At 56.7% G+C, this 18,955-nt stretch carries 19 protein-coding genes; 16 read left to right on the top strand and 3 right to left on the bottom strand.

Features of this window, described 5'->3' with window-relative positions; translation table 11 throughout:
* The first annotated feature begins 15 nt into the window (after positions 1-15).
* From livH to ugpQ, 9 genes are all read left to right on the top strand, one after another.
* Complete coding sequence (gene livH / locus ACN9MQ_RS21200) at positions 16-942, top strand: high-affinity branched-chain amino acid ABC transporter permease LivH (protein WP_020884547.1); 927 nt, start codon at positions 16-18, stop codon at positions 940-942.
* The gene (locus ACN9MQ_RS21195) at positions 939-2,216 is read left to right on the top strand and encodes a high-affinity branched-chain amino acid ABC transporter permease LivM (RefSeq protein ID WP_059305698.1); all 1,278 of its coding nucleotides are present in this window, start codon (positions 939-941) and stop codon (positions 2,214-2,216) included. The genes livH and ACN9MQ_RS21195 overlap by 4 nt, the downstream gene beginning before the upstream one ends.
* Entirely contained in the window at positions 2,213-2,980 is a 768-nt protein-coding gene (gene livG, locus ACN9MQ_RS21190) for a high-affinity branched-chain amino acid ABC transporter ATP-binding protein LivG (RefSeq protein WP_014172002.1), read from the top strand. The genes ACN9MQ_RS21195 and livG overlap by 4 nt, the downstream gene beginning before the upstream one ends.
* A gap of 1 nt (position 2,981) precedes the next feature.
* Positions 2,982-3,695 (top strand): high-affinity branched-chain amino acid ABC transporter ATP-binding protein LivF, encoded by a 714-nt coding sequence (livF, locus tag ACN9MQ_RS21185; RefSeq protein WP_020884549.1) that lies wholly within the window; start codon positions 2,982-2,984, stop codon positions 3,693-3,695.
* A 227-nt stretch (positions 3,696-3,922) separates the two neighbouring features.
* Positions 3,923-5,239, top strand: coding sequence for a sn-glycerol-3-phosphate ABC transporter substrate-binding protein UgpB (gene ugpB / locus ACN9MQ_RS21180; protein WP_426021561.1), 1,317 nt, complete (start codon positions 3,923-3,925; stop codon positions 5,237-5,239).
* A 73-nt stretch (positions 5,240-5,312) separates the two neighbouring features.
* Entirely contained in the window at positions 5,313-6,200 is an 888-nt protein-coding gene (gene ugpA, locus ACN9MQ_RS21175) for a sn-glycerol-3-phosphate ABC transporter permease UgpA (protein ID WP_014171998.1), read from the top strand.
* Positions 6,197-7,042, top strand: a complete 846-nt coding sequence (ugpE, locus tag ACN9MQ_RS21170; protein WP_014171997.1) for a sn-glycerol-3-phosphate ABC transporter permease UgpE — start codon at positions 6,197-6,199, stop codon at positions 7,040-7,042. The genes ugpA and ugpE overlap by 4 nt, the downstream gene beginning before the upstream one ends.
* Before the next feature lies 1 nt (position 7,043).
* Positions 7,044-8,114 carry a sn-glycerol-3-phosphate import ATP-binding protein UgpC gene (locus tag ACN9MQ_RS21165; protein WP_020884551.1) on the top strand — a complete coding sequence of 357 codons (1,071 nt, stop codon included), beginning with the start codon at positions 7,044-7,046 and terminating at the stop codon, positions 8,112-8,114.
* Positions 8,111-8,860 (top strand): glycerophosphodiester phosphodiesterase, encoded by a 750-nt coding sequence (ugpQ, locus tag ACN9MQ_RS21160; protein ID WP_257807131.1) that lies wholly within the window; start codon positions 8,111-8,113, stop codon positions 8,858-8,860. Before ACN9MQ_RS21165 ends, ugpQ begins: the two co-directional genes overlap by 4 nt.
* Here the strand turns inward: ugpQ and ACN9MQ_RS21155 are convergent.
* The gene (locus ACN9MQ_RS21155) at positions 8,841-9,227 is read right to left on the bottom strand and encodes a DUF2756 family protein (protein ID WP_020884553.1); all 387 of its coding nucleotides are present in this window, start codon (positions 9,225-9,227) and stop codon (positions 8,841-8,843) included. The two genes, ugpQ and ACN9MQ_RS21155, sit on opposite strands and share 20 nt — an antisense overlap.
* A 126-nt stretch (positions 9,228-9,353) precedes the next feature.
* On the opposite strand from ACN9MQ_RS21155, the gene ggt reads away from it, so the two are divergent.
* Positions 9,354-11,096, top strand: a complete 1,743-nt coding sequence (gene ggt / locus ACN9MQ_RS21150; protein ID WP_025202845.1) for a gamma-glutamyltransferase — start codon at positions 9,354-9,356, stop codon at positions 11,094-11,096.
* Between the two features lie 39 nt (positions 11,097-11,135).
* On the opposite strand, the gene yhhY is transcribed toward ggt, so the two are convergent.
* Positions 11,136-11,624, bottom strand: a complete 489-nt coding sequence (gene yhhY / locus ACN9MQ_RS21145; RefSeq protein ID WP_014171992.1) for an N-acetyltransferase — start codon at positions 11,622-11,624, stop codon at positions 11,136-11,138.
* A 308-nt stretch (positions 11,625-11,932) separates the two neighbouring features.
* Between yhhY and ACN9MQ_RS21140 the strand changes: the two genes are divergently transcribed.
* From ACN9MQ_RS21140 to gntU, 5 genes are all read left to right on the top strand, one after another.
* Positions 11,933-12,970 (top strand): oxidoreductase, encoded by a 1,038-nt coding sequence (locus ACN9MQ_RS21140; protein ID WP_279259958.1) that lies wholly within the window; start codon positions 11,933-11,935, stop codon positions 12,968-12,970.
* A gap of 122 nt (positions 12,971-13,092) precedes the next feature.
* Complete coding sequence (locus ACN9MQ_RS21135; protein WP_426021559.1) at positions 13,093-13,788, top strand: pirin family protein; 696 nt, start codon at positions 13,093-13,095, stop codon at positions 13,786-13,788.
* A gap of 100 nt (positions 13,789-13,888) precedes the next feature.
* Positions 13,889-14,884, top strand: a complete 996-nt coding sequence (gntR, locus tag ACN9MQ_RS21130; RefSeq protein WP_014171989.1) for a gluconate operon transcriptional repressor GntR — start codon at positions 13,889-13,891, stop codon at positions 14,882-14,884.
* A 126-nt stretch (positions 14,885-15,010) separates the two neighbouring features.
* Positions 15,011-15,538: a gluconokinase gene (gene gntK, locus ACN9MQ_RS21125; RefSeq protein WP_020884556.1), complete on the top strand. Its 528-nt coding sequence runs from the start codon at positions 15,011-15,013 to the stop codon at positions 15,536-15,538.
* Positions 15,539-15,541: 3 nt separating this feature from the next.
* Positions 15,542-16,882: a gluconate transporter gene (gene gntU / locus ACN9MQ_RS21120; protein WP_014171987.1), complete on the top strand. Its 1,341-nt coding sequence runs from the start codon at positions 15,542-15,544 to the stop codon at positions 16,880-16,882.
* Between the two features lie 50 nt (positions 16,883-16,932).
* Here the strand turns inward: gntU and yhgN are convergent, their stop codons facing one another.
* Complete coding sequence (gene yhgN, locus ACN9MQ_RS21115; RefSeq protein WP_003861574.1) at positions 16,933-17,526, bottom strand: NAAT family transporter YhgN; 594 nt, start codon at positions 17,524-17,526, stop codon at positions 16,933-16,935.
* A gap of 177 nt (positions 17,527-17,703) precedes the next feature.
* Between yhgN and asd the strand changes: the two genes are divergently transcribed.
* Positions 17,704-18,807, top strand: a complete 1,104-nt coding sequence (gene asd / locus ACN9MQ_RS21110) for an aspartate-semialdehyde dehydrogenase (RefSeq protein ID WP_014171986.1) — start codon at positions 17,704-17,706, stop codon at positions 18,805-18,807.
* The last annotated feature ends 148 nt before the right edge of the window (positions 18,808-18,955 follow it).

Raw genomic sequence — 18,955 nt, 5'->3', positions numbered from 1 at the left:
TAAAAAGGTTTGCATATGTCCGAGCAGTTTCTCTATTTCCTGCAGCAGATGTTTAACGGCGTCACGCTGGGAAGCACCTACGCGCTGATCGCCATCGGCTACACGATGGTTTACGGCATTATCGGCATGATTAACTTCGCCCACGGCGAGGTCTACATGATCGGTAGCTATGTCTCCTTTATGATTATCGCCGCCCTGATGATGATGGGTATCGACAGCAGCTGGCTGCTGGTCGCCGCCGGATTTGTCGGCGCGATTGTGATTGCCAGCGCCTATGGCTGGAGCATTGAACGCGTGGCGTACCGGCCGGTGCGTAGCTCCAAACGCCTGATTGCGCTGATCTCCGCCATCGGGATGTCGATCTTCCTGCAAAACTACGTCAGCCTGACGGAAGGCTCGCGCGACGTGGCGCTGCCAAGCCTGTTCAACGGTCAGTGGGTGGTCGGTGCCAGCGAGAACTTCTCTGCCTCTATCACCACCATGCAGCTGGTGATTTGGGTGGTGACCTTCGTTGCGATGCTCGCCCTGACGGTCTTTATCCGCTACTCGCGTATGGGACGCGCCTGCCGTGCCTGCGCAGAAGATCTGAAGATGGCGAGCCTGCTTGGCATCAACACCGACCGCGTTATCGCCCTGACCTTTGTGATTGGGGCAGCGATGGCGGCGGTCGCGGGTGTCCTGCTGGGGCAGTTCTACGGCGTTATCAACCCGTACATCGGCTTTATGGCCGGGATGAAAGCCTTCACCGCGGCGGTCCTGGGCGGTATCGGCAGTATTCCTGGTGCGATGATTGGCGGCCTGATCCTGGGCGTGGCCGAAGCGCTCTCCTCCGCGTATCTGAGTACGGAATATAAAGATGTGGTGTCGTTTGCCCTGCTGATTCTGGTTCTGCTGGTAATGCCTACCGGTATTCTGGGTCGTCCGGAGGTAGAGAAAGTATGAAACCGATGCATTTCGCAATGGCGCTCCTCTCAGCCGCCATGTTCTTCGTGCTGGCAGGCGTCTTTATGGGCGTCCAGTTAGAGCTGGACGGCACAAAACTGGTGGTGGATACCGCCGCCGACATTCGCTGGCAGTGGATATTCATTGGCACCGCGGTTGTGTTTCTGTTCCAGATGCTGCGTCCTGTGTTCCAGAAGACGCTGAAAAGTGTCTCCGGTCCGAAATTCGTTCTGCCGGCTCTCGACGGCTCAACCGTTAAGCAGAAGCTGTTCTTCGTGGCGTTGCTGGCGGCTGCGGTGGCGTGGCCGTTTGTGGTCTCTCGCGGTACGGTCGATATCGCGACCCTGACCATGATCTACGTGATCCTCGGTCTGGGCCTGAACGTGGTGGTGGGGCTGTCTGGCCTGCTGGTGCTGGGCTACGGTGGTTTCTACGCCATCGGGGCCTATACCTTCGCGCTGCTGAACCACTATTACGGTCTCGGCTTCTGGACCTGTCTGCCGCTGGCGGGCCTGGTCTCCGCCGCGGCGGGCTTCCTGCTGGGCTTCCCGGTCTTACGCCTGCGCGGTGACTATCTGGCGATTGTGACTTTAGGCTTCGGCGAAATCGTGCGTATCCTGCTGCTCAACAACACCGAAGTGACCGGCGGCCCGAACGGGATCAGCCAGATCCCGAAACCGACCTTCTTTGGTCTGGAGTTCAGCCGTACGGCTCGCGAAGGGGGCTGGGATACCTTCAGCAACTTCTTTGGCGTGAAGTACGATCCGTCCGACCGGGTGATTTGGCTCTACCTGGTGGCGCTGCTGCTGGTGGTGCTTACCCTGTTCGTGATTAACCGTCTGCTGCGTATGCCGCTGGGCCGTGCGTGGGAAGCGCTGCGTGAAGATGAAATCGCCTGCCGTTCACTGGGCCTCAACCCGACCCGCATCAAGTTGACCGCGTTTACCATCAGCGCCGCGTTTGCCGGTTTTGCCGGTACGCTGTTTGCCGCGCGTCAGGGCTTTGTCAGCCCCGAATCGTTCACCTTTGCTGAATCTGCCTTTGTGCTGGCGATTGTGGTGCTCGGCGGTATGGGCTCGCAGTTTGCCGTTATCCTGGCGGCCATTCTGCTGGTGGTCTCCCGTGAGCTGATGCGCGACTTTAACGAATACAGCATGCTGATGCTGGGTGGTTTGATGGTGCTGATGATGATCTGGCGTCCCCAGGGCTTGCTGCCGATGACCCGTCCACAGCTGAAGCTGAAAAACGGGCAAGCGAAAGGAGAGCAGGCATGAGCCAGCCATTATTATCCGTTAACGGCCTGATGATGCGTTTTGGCGGCCTGCTGGCCGTCAACAACGTGAATCTGGATCTGCACAAGAAAGAGATTGTCTCCCTGATTGGCCCTAACGGCGCGGGAAAAACCACGGTCTTTAACTGCCTGACCGGTTTCTACAAGCCGACGGGTGGCACCATCAAGCTGCGCGATCAGCATCTGGAAGGGCTTCCGGGCCAGCAGATTGCCCGCATGGGGGTGGTGCGTACCTTCCAGCACGTGCGTCTGTTCCGCGAGATGACGGTGATAGAGAACCTGCTGGTGGCGCAACACCTGCAGCTCAAAACCGGCCTTTTCTCTGGCCTGCTGAAAACCCCGGCCTTCCGCCGTGCTCAGGATGAAGCGCTCGACCGCGCCGCCACCTGGCTTGACCGTATCGGCCTGCTGCAGCATGCGAACCGTCAGGCCAGCAACCTGGCCTACGGTGACCAGCGTCGTCTGGAGATCGTGCGCTGCATGGTGACGCAGCCAGAAATCCTGATGCTCGATGAACCGGCGGCAGGGCTTAACCCGAAAGAGACCAAAGAGCTGGACGAGTTGATTGCCGAACTGCGCGATCATCACGACACCACCATCCTGCTGATTGAGCATGATATGAAGCTGGTGATGGGCATTTCTGACCGTATCTACGTGGTAAACCAGGGCACGCCGCTGGCAAACGGGACGCCGGAAGAGATCCGCAACAACCCGGACGTGATCCGTGCATACCTGGGTGAGGCATAAGATGGAAAAAGCGATGTTAACGTTCGACAAGGTTAATGCTCACTACGGCAAGATACAGGCGCTGCACGATGTCAGCCTGCATATCAATCAGGGCGAAATCGTCACCCTGATTGGCGCGAACGGTGCGGGTAAAACCACGCTGCTCGGCACCCTGTGCGGCGACCCGCGCGCCACCAGCGGGCGGATTGTCTTTGATGGCAAAGATATTACCGACTGGCAAACCGCCAGAATCATGCGTGAAGCGGTGGCGATTGTCCCGGAAGGGCGTCGCGTCTTCTCACGAATGACGGTGGAAGAGAACCTTGCGATGGGCGGCTTCTTTGCTGACCGCGACCAGTACCAGTCCCGCATCAAATGGGTCTATGAGCTGTTTCCGCGTTTGTGGGAGCGCCGTATTCAGCGGGCCGGCACGATGTCCGGTGGTGAACAGCAGATGCTGGCGATTGGCCGCGCGCTGATGAGCCAGCCGCGTTTGCTGCTGCTGGATGAACCGTCGCTCGGTCTTGCGCCGATCATCATTCAGCAGATCTTCGACACCATCGAACAGCTGCGTAAAGAGGGGATGACCATTTTCCTCGTCGAGCAGAACGCCAACCAGGCGCTGAAGCTCGCCGACCGCGGCTACGTGCTGGAAAACGGCCACGTGGTGCTCTCCGATACCGGCGACGCGCTGCTGGCAAACGAAGCGGTGCGAAGCGCCTATCTCGGCGGCTAGATAAAAGCAAAAGAAAAAAGGCAACGTCAGTTGCCTTTTTTCATGCAGGGCACCAGACCGCACCGAACTTACCCCAACCGCCTTCACACAACCATCATCCGACTGACGTCTTGTTGTCATCTCACTGTAAAGAAACAGTTATTTTTCTGTCATTCGAGCATGTCATGTTACCTCGCGAGCATAAAAACGCGTGATATCGCGCATCCGGCACAATAAGAGAGATGACAATGACATCGTTACGACACACAGCTTTGGGTCTGGCAATGGGGCTGGCTTTTGCGGCGAACGCAATGGCTGTCACCACCATTCCGTTCTGGCATTCCATGGAAGGGGAGTTGGGTAAAGAAGTTGACTCCCTGGCGCAGCGTTTCAACGACACCCATCCGGATTACAAAATTGTGCCGGTGTACAAAGGTAACTACGAGCAGAGCCTGAGCGCGGGCATTGCCGCTTTCCGTACCGGTAATGCACCTGCGCTGCTTCAGGTTTACGAAGTCGGTACTGCGACCATGATGGCCTCTAAAGCCATTAAACCGGTCTACGAAGTGTTTAAAGACGCAGGTATCAACTTCGACGAATCGCAGTTCGTGCCGACCGTGGCGGGTTACTACACCGATTCCAAAACCGGTCATCTGCTGTCTCAGCCGTTTAACAGCTCCACGCCGGTGCTGTACTACAACAAAGACGCCTTCAAGAAAGCCGGTTTAGATCCGGAACAACCGCCAAAAACCTGGCAGGATCTGGCGGCGTACACCGCTAAGCTGAAAGCGGCAGGGATGAAGTGCGGCTACGCCAGCGGCTGGCAGGGCTGGATCCAGATTGAAAACTTCAGCGCCTGGCACGGCCTGCCGGTGGCCACTAAAAACAACGGCTTCGACGGCACCGACGCGGTACTGGAGTTCAACAAGCCAGAGCAGGTGAAGCACATCGCTCTGCTTGCCGATCTCAACAAGAAGGGCGATTTCAGCTACTTCGGGCGTAAAGACGAATCCACCGAGAAGTTCTACAACGGTGACTGTGCGATTACGACCGCCTCTTCCGGCTCTCTGGCGGATATCCGTCATTACGCAAAATTCAACTACGGCGTAGGCATGATGCCTTACGACGCTGACGTGAAAGGCGCACCGCAGAACGCCATCATCGGTGGGGCGAGCCTGTGGGTCATGCAGGGCAAAGACAAGGGCACCTACAAGGGCGTGGCCGAGTTCCTCGACTTCCTGGCGAAGCCAGAGAATGCCGCCGAATGGCATCAGAAAACCGGCTACCTGCCTATCACCACGGCCGCGTATGACCTGACCCGTGAGCAGGGCTTCTACAGCAAAAACCCGGGCGCGGATATCGCGACGCGTCAGATGCTCAACAAGCCGCCATTGCCGTTCACCAAAGGCCTGCGTCTGGGGAACATGCCGCAGATCCGTACCATCGTAGATGAAGAGCTGGAAAGCGTGTGGACCGGGAAGAAAACCCCACAGCAGGCCCTGGATTCTGCGGTAGAGCGCGGTAATCAGCTGCTGCGCCGCTTTGAGCAATCAACAAAGTCTTAATCATTTTACCCTCATCCTGTCCCTCTCCCTGCGGGAAGGGCTGGGGTGAGGGCTACCTACGCTGAGCTAAACTATGTCCTCATCCCGTCCGGTGTTCCGTTCGCGCTGGCTGCCGTATTTGCTGGTCGCGCCGCAGCTGGTCATCACCGTTATCTTCTTTATCTGGCCTGCGGGCGAGGCGCTCTGGTACTCGGTACAAAGCGTCGATCCGTTTGGGCTTTCCAGCCAGTTTGTCGGGCTGGATAACTTTACCGCACTGTTCCATGACAGCTATTACCTCGACGCCTTCTGGACGACCATGAAGTTCAGCGCGCTGGTAACTGTCAGCGGTCTTGTCGCATCGCTCTTTTTCGCGGCGCTGGTGGATTACGTGGTGCGCGGCAGCCGTCTGTATCAGACGCTGATGCTGCTACCTTACGCCGTGGCGCCTGCCGTCGCCGCCGTGCTGTGGATCTTCCTGTTTAATCCAGGGCGCGGGCTGATTACCCATTTCCTGGCGGAGTTCGGCTACGACTGGAACCACGCCCAGAACAGCGGTCAGGCGATGTTCCTGGTGGTCTTTGCATCGGTGTGGAAACAGATCAGCTACAACTTCCTGTTCTTCTTTGCTGCGCTGCAGTCTATTCCGCGCTCGCTGGTTGAAGCTGCGGCGATTGATGGTGCAGGGCCGGTCCGTCGTTTCTTTAGGCTGTCGCTGCCGCTGATTGCCCCGGTGAGTTTCTTCCTGCTGGTGGTCAACCTGGTTTACGCCTTCTTCGACACCTTCCCGGTGATCGACGCCGCCACGGCCGGTGGCCCGGTGCAGGCCACGACGACGCTTATCTATAAGATCTATCGCGAAGGCTTTGCCGGTCTGGATCTCTCGGCATCCGCCGCCCAGTCGGTCGTGTTGATGTTCCTCGTCATCCTTCTCACGGTAGTGCAGTTCCGTTATGTCGAAAGTAAGGTGCGCTACCAATGATCGAGAACCGTCGCGGGCTGACGATGTTCAGCCACACCATGCTGATTTTGGGCATCATCGTCATTCTGTTCCCGCTATATGTGGCCTTCGTTGCCGCCACGCTGGACACCAAAGCGGTGTTTGATACGCCGATGACGCTGATCCCAGGCGGGCATCTTTTCGAAAACATGAAAACCATCTGGACCCAGGGCGTGGGCGCTAACAGCGCGCCATTCTGGCTGATGATGCTGAACAGCTTCATCATGGCGTTCGGTATTACGGTGGGCAAAATCACGGTGTCGATGCTCTCGGCCTTCGCCATCGTCTGGTTCCGCTTTCCCCTGCGTAACCTGTTCTTCTGGATGATCTTCATCACCCTGATGCTGCCGGTAGAAGTGCGTATCTTCCCGACGGTGGAAGTGATCGCCAACCTGAAGATGCTGGACAGCTACGCAGGTTTAACCCTGCCGCTGATGGCCTCGGCCACCGCCACCTTCCTGTTCCGCCAGTTCTTTATGACCCTGCCGGACGAGCTGATTGAGGCCGCGCGTATTGACGGAGCCTCGCCGATGCGCTTCTTCCGTGACATCGTGCTGCCGCTGTCGAAAACCAACCTTGCGGCGCTGTTTGTCATCACCTTTATCTACGGCTGGAACCAGTATCTGTGGCCGCTGCTGATTATTCAGGACGTCAATCTTGGCACCGCCGTGGCGGGCATCAAAGGCATGATCGCCACCGGTGAAGGCACCACGCTCTGGAATCAGGTGATGGCGGCGATGCTGCTCACCCTTATCCCCCCGGTCGTTATCGTTTTAGCCATGCAGCGTGCGTTCGTGCGTGGTTTAGTGGACAGTGAGAAATAAGATGGCAGGTTTAAAATTACAGGCAGTGACCAAAAGCTGGGACAACAAAACCCAGGTCATTCAGCCGTTAACGCTCGACGTGGCGGACGGGGAGTTTATCGTGATGGTTGGCCCGTCAGGCTGCGGCAAATCGACGCTGCTGCGTATGGTTGCCGGGCTTGAACGTGTGACCAGCGGCGATATCTGGATCGATCGCCAGCGCGTGACCGAGATGGAGCCGAAGGACCGGGGCATCGCGATGGTGTTTCAGAACTACGCCCTTTACCCGCACATGAGCGTGGAAGAGAACATGGCCTGGGGGCTGAAAATCCGCGGGATGGGCAAAAGCCATATCGATGAGCGCGTGAAAGAGGCGGCGCGTATTCTGGAACTGGATGGCCTGCTCAAGCGTCGTCCGCGTGAACTGTCCGGCGGACAGCGCCAACGCGTGGCGATGGGGCGCGCCATTGTGCGTGACCCTGCGGTGTTCCTGTTCGACGAGCCGCTCTCAAACCTTGATGCCAAGCTGCGCGTGCAGATGCGCCTTGAGCTGCAGCAGCTGCACCGTCGTCTGAAAACCACCTCCCTGTATGTGACGCACGATCAGGTGGAAGCGATGACCCTCGCCCAGCGCGTGATGGTGATGAACAAAGGCGTCGCCGAACAGATTGGCACCCCGGTGGAGGTATACGAGAAACCGGCCTCCCGCTTTGTGGCGAGCTTTATTGGCAGTCCGGCGATGAACCTGCTGGAAGGGCGGATCAGCAGCGCCGGTACGCACTTTGAGCTGGAAAGTGGGATGGCGCTGCCCGTAAACGGGTACTATCGTGGCTATGCCGGGCGTAAGATGACGCTCGGTATCCGCCCGGAACATATTGGGTTAACCTCACAGGCGGAAGGCGGCGTGCCGCTGGTCATGGACACGCTGGAGATGCTGGGGGCTGACAACCTGGCGCACGGACGTTGGGGTGAACAAAAAATGGTGGTGCGTCTGGCCCATCAGGAGCGCCCTAAAGCAGGCAGCACGCTGTGGCTGCATCTGCCGGAAAATCACCTGCACGTATTCGACGGTGAAACAGGACAACGTATATGAGTAACTGGCCTTATCCCCACATCGTCGCCCACCGGGGCGGCGGTAAACTGGCGCCGGAAAACACGCTGGCGGCTATCGATATGGGCGCGCATTACGGTCACACGATGATCGAGTTCGACGCCAAACTATCGAAAGACGGCGAGATTTTCCTTCTGCATGATGACAACCTCGAACGCACCAGCAATGGCTGGGGCGTGGCGGGAGACCTGCCGTGGCGCGATCTGCTGAACGTCGACGCCGGAAGCTGGTACAGCAGCGAGTTCAAAGGCGAGCCGCTGCCGCTGCTGGCGGAAGTGGCCGACCGCTGTCGCCTGCACGGCATGATGGCCAATATCGAAATCAAACCAACCACCGGCACCGGGCCGCTCACAGGTAAAGTCATTGCGCTGGCCGCGCGTGAGCTGTGGGAGGGCATGACGCCACCCCTGCTGTCGTCGTTTGACATTGATGCCCTGGAGGCGGCGCAGGCGTCCGTTCCGGCGTTGCCGCGCGGACTGCTGCTCGACACGTGGCGTGATGACTGGCGTGAACTGACCAGCCGTTTAGGGTGTGTGTCGATTCACCTGAACCACGCGCTGCTGGATGAGGCACGGGTGAACATGTTGAAAGAAGCGGGGCTGCATATCCTGGTCTATACCGTCAACAAACCCCAGCGCGCGGCGGAGCTGCTGCGCTGGGGGGTGGACAGCATCTGCACCGATGCGATTGACGCGATCGGCCCGAACTTTAGTTCTGCGAAGAATTAAGCATCCCGCCATTCGACGGTGACTGGGACGGCAGCATATGCTGCTGTCCGCTGCCCGACGAGGTCATCCCGCCCAGCATCCCGCCGTTCGGGTTAGGCAGCGGCTGCTCACGCACCTGACCCTGCTGTATGCGCTGGGTGTTGGTGTTCATCTGGTTTTGCAGGCTTTGCTGCTGCATCTGGGTCTGCGTTTTCAACTGCTGGTTCAGCATCCCTTTCTGCTGTTGCTGCTGGCTCATCATCTCCGTTTGCATACGCTGCTGGCTTGGAATGACGTAGCCCTGCTGGTTCGGGTTGTTCATCGTATTGAGTGGCTGTGCGAGCGCGGCAAACGGAAGCAGCGCCGTAAGAATCAGTAAGCGTTTCATTGTCATCTCCTTCTTTTGAGGCTTCTCTTAAGTTTACCCTGATTTCACCATGACGATGATTTTTTAGGAGTTGTGAACCAGGCTTAAGCGGGGAATATGGCCCTCTTCACCTGGAGAACAATAATGATGAAACCAACGTTTTTGCGCTGGATAGCGATCGCCGCGCTGATGGCAGGCGGCACATTTAGCGTGGCGGCCAACCCGCCAGCGGCTCCGCCAGTCTCGTACGGCGTGGAGGAAGATGTTTTTCATCCCGTGCGGGCAACGCAGGGTATGGTGGCGTCGGTGGATGCGCTGGCAACGAAAGTGGGCGTCGATATTCTCCGGCAGGGCGGTAATGCGGTGGATGCGGCAGTCGCGGTGGGCTATGCGCTGGCGGTGACGCATCCGCAGGCGGGGAACCTGGGCGGCGGCGGCTTTATGATGCTGCGGACCAAAGACGGCAAAACCACCGCCATCGACTTCCGTGAGATGGCCCCAGGACAGGCTTCCCGCGATATGTTCCTTGACGATCAAGGCAACCCGGACAGCAAAAAATCCCTGACCTCGCACCTCGCCTCCGGTACGCCGGGCACCGTCGCAGGCTTCTCCCTGGCGCTGGAAAAATATGGCACCCTGCCGCTCAACAAAGTGGTACAGCCTGCGATTAAGCTCGCCCGCGAAGGTTTTGTGGTGAATGACGCCCTGGCTGACGATCTTAAAACCTATGGCAGCGAAGTGATTCCGAATCACGAAAACAGCAAGGCTATCTTCTGGAAAGACGGTGAACCGCTGAAGAAGGGCGATAAGCTGGTGCAAAAGAACCTGGCGAAAAGTCTGGAGCTGATTGCGGAGCACGGCCCGGATGCGTTCTACAAAGGGGCGATTGCCGACCAGATTGCCGAAGAGATGCAAAAGAACGGTGGGCTTATCACCAAAGCGGATCTCGCGGAGTACAAGGCCGTCGAGCGTGAGCCGATTCACGGAAGCTATCGCGGCTATGACGTTTTCTCGATGCCACCTCCGTCTTCCGGTGGCATTCACATCGTGCAGATCCTTAACATTCTTGAAAACTTCGATATGCACAAGTTCGGCTTCGGCAGTGCGGATGCCATGCAGGTGATGGCAGAGGCGGAAAAACGCGCCTACGCCGACCGTTCAGAATACCTGGGCGACCCGGACTTCGTGAAGGTGCCGTGGCAGGCGCTGACCAATAAAGCTTATGCTAAATCGATTGCTGATGAGATTGACATCAACAAGGCCAAACCGTCGAGCGAGATCCGCCCGGGCAAGCTGGCACCGTATGAGAGCAACCAGACCACCCACTTCTCGGTGGTGGATAAAGACGGTAACGCGGTGGCGGTGACCTATACCCTCAACACCACCTTTGGTACAGGCATCGTGGCAGGCAACAGCGGGATTCTGCTCAATAACGAGATGGATGACTTCTCGGCCAAACCGGGCGTGCCGAACGTCTACGGACTGGTAGGCGGGGATGCGAATGCGGTCGGGCCGAAGAAGCGTCCGCTGTCGTCCATGTCGCCTACCATCGTGGTCAAAGACGGTAAAACCTGGCTGGTGACAGGCAGCCCTGGCGGCAGCCGTATTATCACCACGGTGCTGCAGATGGTGGTGAACAGCATCGACTTTGGAATGAATGTCGCCGAAGCGACGAACGCACCACGTTTCCATCATCAGTGGCTGCCGGACGAGCTGCGTGTTGAGAAGGGCTTTAGCCCGGACACCTTAAAACTGCTGGAGCAGCGCGGACAGAAGGTGGCGCTGAAAGAGGCAATGGGCAGCACCCAGAGCATTATGGTCGGCCCGGACGGCACGCTGTTTGGGGCCTCGGATCCGCGTTCGGTGGATGATTTGACGGCGGGGTTCTGATTTTGTTGCCCGGTAAGCGTCGCGCTACCGGGCAATTTATCACTTCAGCCGCGCCATGTAATACGCGTCCACATAGTCGCCGTTACGCAGGGCGAAGTTCCTGCCGGTCCCTTCGATTTCAAACCCAAACTTCTTATACAGCGCCAGTGCCGCAGGGTTATCCGCAAAAACCGTGAGCTCAATGCGTTCAATGCGCAACCAGTTGTCGCAGAGATTGACCATTTCGCGCATGAGCGCACGACCCACACCGCGTCCCTGTACATCAGCGGCCACGCTAATGCCGAACGTTGCAACGTGGCTGCGGCGGGGATTTTCCATCACATCAAGTGCCATATGGCCAACCACTCGCTGGTCCAGACAGGCGACGAGATGCCGTCTTCCCGGTTTCGTCGCGACCCGGTCATGCCACATATCCATTGAGGGATGGGGAAGTTGTAGCGTGTCGTGATACACCCCAGGATGCGACATAATGTCACGTAACGCTTCTGCATCGCGGGCTTCGATATGGCGTATCACAATCTCACTCATTCCTTCATCCTCAGTCAGTTAAACGTCCATTCCAACATCAGTGAGATTAAAATTTGAGTCAACTGCTAATTTTTGCAAAAAAGATTGGACAAGTGCGAATGAGAATGATTATTATTGCTCTGCGTTCAGGAAGACCCCTACGGGAACCTGAAAGCACGACATTGCTCACATTGCTTCCAGTATTACTTTAGCCAGCTTTTCGCTGGCTTTTTTTTGTCTTTTTTCGCCCGCTCCCCGTGCAAGAGGGCTGGGGTGAGGGCAAAACTTGCGCTATGGTTGCACTCAGTAACCTTAAAAAGGACTGAGCCATGACATTACATTGCGCATTTATTGGATTTGGCAAAAGCACCACGCGTTACCACCTTCCGTATGTTCTCAACCGCAAAGACAGCTGGCACGTTGCCCATATCTACCGGCGTCGCGCGAAGCCGGAAGAGCAGTCTCCCCAGTACTCCCATATTCATTTCACCTGCGATCTTGATGAGGTCCTCAACGATCCGCAGGTCAAACTGGTGATTGTCTGTACCCACGCTGACAGCCATTTCGAGTACGCAAAACGCGCGCTTGAGGCGGGAAAAAACGTGCTGGTGGAAAAGCCGTTTACCCCGACAATGGCAGAGGCGAAAACGTTGTTTGACCTGGCGAAGCGCAAAGGGCTGACCGTCACGCCGTACCAAAACCGCCGCTTTGACAGCTGCTTCCTGACGGCAAAAAAAGTGATTGAGAGCGGTAAACTGGGTGACATCGTCGAGATTGAAAGCCACTTTGATTACTACCGCCCGGTGGCCGAAACGCATCCCGGCCTGCCGCAGGATGGCTCATTCTATGGTCTGGGCGTGCATACGCTCGATCAAATCATCTCTCTGTTTGGCCGACCGGACCACATGGCGTACGACATCCGCAGCCTGCGCAACAAAGCCAATCCGGATGACACCTTCGAAGCCCAGCTGTTTTACGGCGACCTGAAAGCCATCGTCAAAACCAGCCATCTGGTGAAAATTGACTACCCGAAATTTATTGTGCATGGCACCAGAGGCTCGTTTATCAAGTACGGTATCGACCAGCAGGAGACCAGCCTGAAGGCGAACATTATGCCCGGCGACCCGGGGTTTGCGGCGGATGACTCCGTGGGCGTGCTGGAGTACGTCAACGCAGAGGGCATCACCGTTAAAGAGGACGTGAAACCCGAAGCGGGTGACTATGGCCGCGTTTACGATGCGCTGTATGAGACCCTGACTATCGGTGCGCCCAATTACGTCAAGGAATCTGAAGTTATGACCAATCTCGAACTCCTTGAACGGGCCTTCGAACAGGCCTCTCCTGCCACGATAACCCTCGCCAGATAAGAAATTATGACTCCTCTTTGCTTGTTCTAAATTTTTGAACAGAGGAGTCAATTTTCACCCTCTATGATCCCAGGCCGTTTGCGTCCACACTTACTCCATCGAAACGAACTGAGGGTGAAACAATGATCTACTTACGCAAAGCAAACGAACGTGGTCACGCGAATCATGGCTGGCTGGACTCATGGCATTCATTCTCGTTTGCTGACTACTACGACCCGAACTTTATGGGCTTCTCCGCACTGCGCGTCATTAACGATGACGTGATTGATGCAGGCCAGGGCTTCGGTACTCACCCGCACAAAGACATGGAAATCCTGACGTATGTGCTGGAAGGGGCGGTTGAGCATCAGGACAGCATGGGCAACAAAGAGCAGGTTCCGGCGGGCGAGTTCCAGATTATGAGTGCGGGTACCGGGGTGCGTCACTCTGAATACAACCCAAGCAAAACGGAAAAACTGCACCTGTATCAAATCTGGATCATTCCGGAAGAAACCGGCATCACCCCGCGCTACGAACAGCGCCGCTTTGATGCTAAACAGGGCAAACAGCTGGTGCTCTCTCCGGATGCGCGTGACGGTTCGCTGAAAGTGCACCAGGATATGGAACTGTACCGCTGGGCGCTGGCAAAAGACGAACAGTCTGTCCATCAGATTTCCGCTAACCGCCGCGTCTGGATCCAGGTGGTGAAAGGCGAGGTGTCTATTAACGGCACGAAAGCTACCACGGCGGATGGTCTGGCAATCTGGGATGAGCAGGCACTGTCCGTGCATGCCGACAGTGAAAGCGAAATTCTGCTGTTTGATCTGCCACCGGTGTAATAAATCATAAATAAATGCCCATCCTTCCCTTTGACAGGGGAAGGATGGGCTTTGTCCGTGATAAACTGAGCAAATCTATCACTTACGATTTCTCAGGACGATGAAAAAGAAACGCCCCGTACTTCAGGATGTAGCCGATCGCGTCGGTGTGACCAAAATGACGGTCAGCCGGTTTTTACGTAACCCGGAACAGGTTTCCGTGGCGTTGCGTGGCAAGATTGCCGCTGCCCTCGATGAACTGGGGTATATCCCTAACCGCGCCCCCGATATTCTTTCGAATGCGACCAGCCGCGCGGTTGGCGTCCTCCTGCCTTCCTTAACCAACCAGGTTTTTGCCGAAGTGTTGCGCGGCATTGAAAGCGTGACCGATGCCTTTGGCTATCAGACCATGCTCGCCCACTATGGGTACAAGCCGGAACTGGAAGAAGAACGTCTTGAGTCCATGCTCTCCTGGAACATCGACGGTCTGATTTTAACCGAACGTACTCACACCCCCCGTACGCTAAAAATGATTGAAGTGGCAGGCATTCCGGTGGTGGAGCTGATGGACAGCCAGTCGCCGTGTCTCGATATTGCGGTGGGCTTTGATAACTTCGAAGCGGCGCGCCAGATGACGGCGGCTATCATCGCCCGCGGCCATCGGCATATTGCCTACCTGGGTGCACGTCTGGATGAACGTACTATCATCAAACAGAAGGGATACGAGCAGGCAATGCTCGACGCCGGTTTAACACCGTACAGCGTGATGGTTGAGCAGTCGTCATCCTATACGTCGGGTATTGAGCTGATGCGTCAGGCACGACGCGAGTATCCGCAACTGGATGGTATTTTCTGTACCAACGATGACCTTGCGGTCGGTGCAGCGTTCGAATGCCAGCGTCTGGGGCTGAAGATCCCCGAAGATATGGCGATTGCCGGTTTCCACGGCCACGATATCGGCCAGGTGATGGAACCCCGTCTGGCGAGCGTCCTGACACCGCGTGAACGTATGGGCCGTATTGGCGCAGAACGCCTGCTGGCGCGCATACGTGGCGAGACGGTGACGCCGAAAATGTTAGATTTAGGTTTCACCTTGTCACCGGGTGGATCTATTTAAGCTGACAAATTTGAAGTGGGTCACACTTATTCACTTCGCGCACGTTTGGATATTGCTTCTCTTTTGCCCCGGCAGGACAATGTTACCGATAACTGTTACCCGTAACAATTGACTGAGGGACACCCTTTGAGTACGACTAATCATGATCACCACGTTTACGTCCTGATGGGCGTTTCCGGTAGCGGTAAATCTGCCGTGGCCAGCGAAGTGGCGCATCAACTTCATGCGGCGTTTCTTGATGGCGACTTCCTCCATCCGCGCAGCAATATCATGAAAATGGCCTCCGGCGAGCCGCTGAACGATGACGACCGCAAACCGTGGTTGCAGGCGCTGAATGACGCCGCGTTCGCGATGCAGCGTACCAACAAGGTCTCCCTGATCGTCTGCTCCGCGCTGAAAAAAACCTACCGCGACCTGCTGCGTGACGGCAACCCGAACCTCTCTTTCATCTACCTGAAAGGCGATTTCGAGGTGATTGAGAGCCGTCTGAAGGCGCGTAAAGGCCACTTCTTCAAAACCCAGATGCTGGTGACGCAGTTCGAAGCGTTGCAGGAGCCGGGTGACGATGAGAAAGACGTCTTAGTGGTTGATATCGATCAGTCACTGGAGGGTGTTGTTGCCAGCACCATCGAGGTCATTAATAAAAGGCAGTAAGTTTTGAGTACATTAACGCTAGTTTTAACAGCAGTTGGTTCCGTATTGCTGCTGCTGTTTTTAGTGATGAAAGCGCGTATGCATGCTTTCGTTGCCTTAATGGTGGTGTCTATTGGTGCAGGTCTCTTTTCCGGTATGCCGCTCGATAAGATCGCAGCGACGATGGAAAAAGGGATGGGAGGCACGCTGGGTTTCCTGGCCATTGTGGTCGCGCTGGGCGCGATGTTTGGCAAGATCCTGCATGAGACGGGCGCAGTCGACCAGATTGCCGTCAAAATGCTCAAATCCTTCGGACACAGCCGTGCGCACTACGCGATTGGCCTCGCCGGTCTGATTTGCGCGCTGCCGCTGTTCTTCGAAGTGGCCGTGGTGCTGCTGATTAGCGTGGCGTTCTCGATGGCGCGCCATACCGGCACTAACCTCGTGAAGCTGGTGATTCCGCTGTTTGCGGGCGTGGCGGCTGCGGCGGCGTTCCTGCTGCCTGGGCCTGCGCCGATGCTGCTGGCTTCTCAGATGCACGCCGATTTTGGCTGGATGATACTGATCGGCCTGTGTGCAGCGATCCCGGGAATGATTATTGCCGGCCCGCTGTGGGGCAACTTCATCAGCCGTTACGTTGAGCTTCATATTCCGGATGACGTCACCGAGCCACACCTTGGCGAAGGCAAAATGCCGTCCTTCGGCTTCAGCCTGGCGCTGATCCTGCTGCCGCTGGTGCTGGTGGGGCTGAAAACCATCGCCGCGCGTTTCGTGCCGGTGGGGTCTACCGCGTACGAATGGTTTGAGTTTATCGGCCACCCGTTCACCGCGATCCTGGTGGCGTGTCTGGTGGCGATGTACGGCCTGGCGATGCGTCAGGGCATGCCGAAAGACAAAGTGATGGAAATCTGCGGCCATGCGCTGCAGCCGGCGGGTATCATTCTGCTGGTGATCGGTGCCGGTGGCGTGTTCAAACAGGTGCTGGTGGATTCCGGCGTGGGTCCGGCGCTGGGCGAAGCCCTGACCGGCATGGGGCTGCCCATTGCGGTGACCTGTTTCGTACTGGCTGCGGCGGTGCGTATCATCCAGGGCTCTGCGACGGTGGCATGTTTAACCGCCGTGGGTCTGGTGATGCCGGTGATTGAACAGCTTAACTACTCCGGTGCCCAGATGGCCGCGCTCTCAATCTGTATTGCGGGCGGTTCGATTGTGGTGTCACACGTCAACGACGCCGGCTTCTGGCTGTTTGGTAAATTTACCGGTGCGACCGAAGCGCAAACCCTGAAAACCTGGACGCTGATGGAAACCATCCTCGGCACGACGGGTGCCATTGTCGGGATGATTGCGTTTACGCTGCTGAGTTAAACCCGGCTAAAAGCAAAAGGACAACGTGAGTTGTCCTTTTTTGTTTTTACCTAGCCCTTCATCCACGCGCGGATCCCGTCCAGGAACATCTGCGTTGCCATCATCACCAGAATCAACCCCATCAGGCGCTCCAGCGCGTTTACGCCTTTCTCACCCAGCAGGCGCAGGAACAACGACGACTGCAGCAGAATGATAAACGTCCCGCCCCAGGCAATCAGCAAGGCAATCACCAGATGGCTCATCTGATTAGGGTACTGATGCGACAGCAGCATCAGCGTTGCCAGAATCGTCGGTCCGGCGACGAGGGGAATCGCCAGCGGCACAATAAACGGCTCTTCCCCCGCGGGCAGGCCGCTGCTGCTGCCTTCGGCGCTCGGGAAAATCATCTTAATCGCTATCAGGAACAGGATAATCCCACCGGAAATCGAAACCGTTTCGGCACGCAGATTCAGGAAGGCGAGGATTTTCTCCCCGGCAAACAGGAAGATGAACATCACCAGCAGCGCGATAAGCAGCTCGCGGATCATGATCGCCCGACGGCGTTTGGGTTCGGTGTGCTTCAGCACCGACATGAAGATAGGCAGGTTGCCCAGAGGATCCATTATCAGGATCAATAAAACCGCCGCGGATATGATTTCACTCATTAAAATTATCCCTGAAACTCTCTATGGTTATTATGATGATTAGCGCTATTTCTGATTGGCGGGCCATCATCGATTAATTTCGCTTGCGACTTTGGCAGCATTTTGTAATGTGAAGCATATCCCAGTTGAATACTGGTTTGCACAATCAGCACACACCCTCTGCAGGAAAAAAATGCTATGAAAAACGTTGGTTTTATCGGCTGGCGCGGTATGGTCGGCTCTGTTCTCATGCAACGCATGGTTGAAGAGCGCGATTTTGACGCCATCCGCCCGGTCTTCTTCTCCACTTCCCAGCTCGGCCAGGCTGCACCTTCTTTTGGCGGCAGCACCGGTACGTTGCAGGATGCTTTCGATCTGGAAGCGCTGAAGGCACTCGACATTATTGTCACTTGCCAGGGCGGCGATTATACCAACGAAATTTATCCAAAGCTGCGTGAAAGCGGCTGGCAGGGCTACTGGATTGATGCGGCGTCTTCACTGCGCATGAAAGACGATGCCATCATCATTCTCGACCCGGTCAACCAGGACGTCATCACCGACGGCCTGAACAACGGCGTAAAAACCTTTGTCGGCGGTAACTGCACCGTCAGCCTGATGCTGATGTCCCTCGGCGGCCTGTTCGCACAGGACCTGGTGGAGTGGGTCTCCGTGGCGACTTACCAGGCCGCATCCGGCGGCGGTGCGCGTCATATGCGCGAACTGCTGACGCAGATGGGCCAGTTGCACCACAGCGTTGCGACCGAGCTGGCAAACCCGGCCTCCGCTATTCTCGATATCGAGCGTAAAGTCACCGAGCTGACCCGCAGCGGCGAGCTGCCGGTGGATAACTTTGGTGTACCGCTGGCCGGTGGTTTGATCCCTTGGATCGATAAACAGCTGGATAACGGCCAGACCCGCGAAGAGTGGAAAGGTCAGGCTGAGACCAACAAAATACTCAATACCGCGAACACCATTCCAGTTGACGGTCTGTGCGTACGTATCGGCGCGCTGCGCTGCCACAGCCAGGCCTTCACGATTAAACTGAAAAAAGATGTGTCGATTCCGACCGTGGAAGAGCTGCTGGCTGCACACAACCCGTGGGCGAAAGTGGTTCCAAACGATCGCGACATCACCATGCGTGAATTGACCCCGGCTGCCGTCACCGGCACGCTGACCACCCCGGTGGGTCGTCTGCGTAAGCTGAACATGGGGCCGGAGTTCCTTTCTGCATTCACCGTCGGCGACCAGCTTCTGTGGGGCGCAGCCGAGCCGCTGCGTCGCATGCTGCGCCAGCTGGCGTAATAATTTGTTAAACCCCGGGGGTGATTTTCACCCCCTTTTCCGCGTACTACATGGAGTAAAACGCATATGTCTTATTTTTTATCAGGAGTCATTTAGAGCGTTGGCTATGCTTTAAGGAAGAGTTATTTCTTACCTGAGGTTAGGACGG

Source organism: Enterobacter sp. R-25, assembly GCF_049913205.1.
Lineage (GTDB): Bacteria > Pseudomonadota > Gammaproteobacteria > Enterobacterales > Enterobacteriaceae > Enterobacter > Enterobacter ludwigii.
Note: the sequence above shows the minus strand (reverse complement) of the source record. Positions and strands in the feature narration are given on the sequence as shown.

Bases quoted from the DNA above. Each gene is read 5' to 3' on its own strand.
- ggt (WP_025202845.1), top strand. From the start codon at position 9,354: ATGAAACCAACGTTTTTGCGCTGGATAGCGATCGCCGCGCTGATGGCA.
- ACN9MQ_RS21195 (WP_059305698.1), top strand. From the start codon at position 939: ATGAAACCGATGCATTTCGCAATGGCGCTCCTCTCAGCCGCCATGTTC.
- yhhY (WP_014171992.1), bottom strand. From the start codon at position 11,624: ATGAGTGAGATTGTGATACGCCATATCGAAGCCCGCGATGCAGAAGCG.
- ugpB (WP_426021561.1), top strand. From the start codon at position 3,923: ATGACATCGTTACGACACACAGCTTTGGGTCTGGCAATGGGGCTGGCT.
- ACN9MQ_RS21140 (WP_279259958.1), top strand. From the start codon at position 11,933: ATGACATTACATTGCGCATTTATTGGATTTGGCAAAAGCACCACGCGT.
- yhgN (WP_003861574.1), bottom strand. From the start codon at position 17,526: ATGAGTGAAATCATATCCGCGGCGGTTTTATTGATCCTGATAATGGAT.
- livF (WP_020884549.1), top strand. From the start codon at position 2,982: ATGGAAAAAGCGATGTTAACGTTCGACAAGGTTAATGCTCACTACGGC.
- ACN9MQ_RS21155 (WP_020884553.1), bottom strand. From the start codon at position 9,227: ATGAAACGCTTACTGATTCTTACGGCGCTGCTTCCGTTTGCCGCGCTC.
- ugpE (WP_014171997.1), top strand. From the start codon at position 6,197: ATGATCGAGAACCGTCGCGGGCTGACGATGTTCAGCCACACCATGCTG.
- ugpQ (WP_257807131.1), top strand. From the start codon at position 8,111: ATGAGTAACTGGCCTTATCCCCACATCGTCGCCCACCGGGGCGGCGGT.
- ACN9MQ_RS21135 (WP_426021559.1), top strand. From the start codon at position 13,093: ATGATCTACTTACGCAAAGCAAACGAACGTGGTCACGCGAATCATGGC.
- livH (WP_020884547.1), top strand. From the start codon at position 16: ATGTCCGAGCAGTTTCTCTATTTCCTGCAGCAGATGTTTAACGGCGTC.
- ACN9MQ_RS21165 (WP_020884551.1), top strand. From the start codon at position 7,044: ATGGCAGGTTTAAAATTACAGGCAGTGACCAAAAGCTGGGACAACAAA.
- livG (WP_014172002.1), top strand. From the start codon at position 2,213: ATGAGCCAGCCATTATTATCCGTTAACGGCCTGATGATGCGTTTTGGC.
- asd (WP_014171986.1), top strand. From the start codon at position 17,704: ATGAAAAACGTTGGTTTTATCGGCTGGCGCGGTATGGTCGGCTCTGTT.
- gntR (WP_014171989.1), top strand. From the start codon at position 13,889: ATGAAAAAGAAACGCCCCGTACTTCAGGATGTAGCCGATCGCGTCGGT.
- ugpA (WP_014171998.1), top strand. From the start codon at position 5,313: ATGTCCTCATCCCGTCCGGTGTTCCGTTCGCGCTGGCTGCCGTATTTG.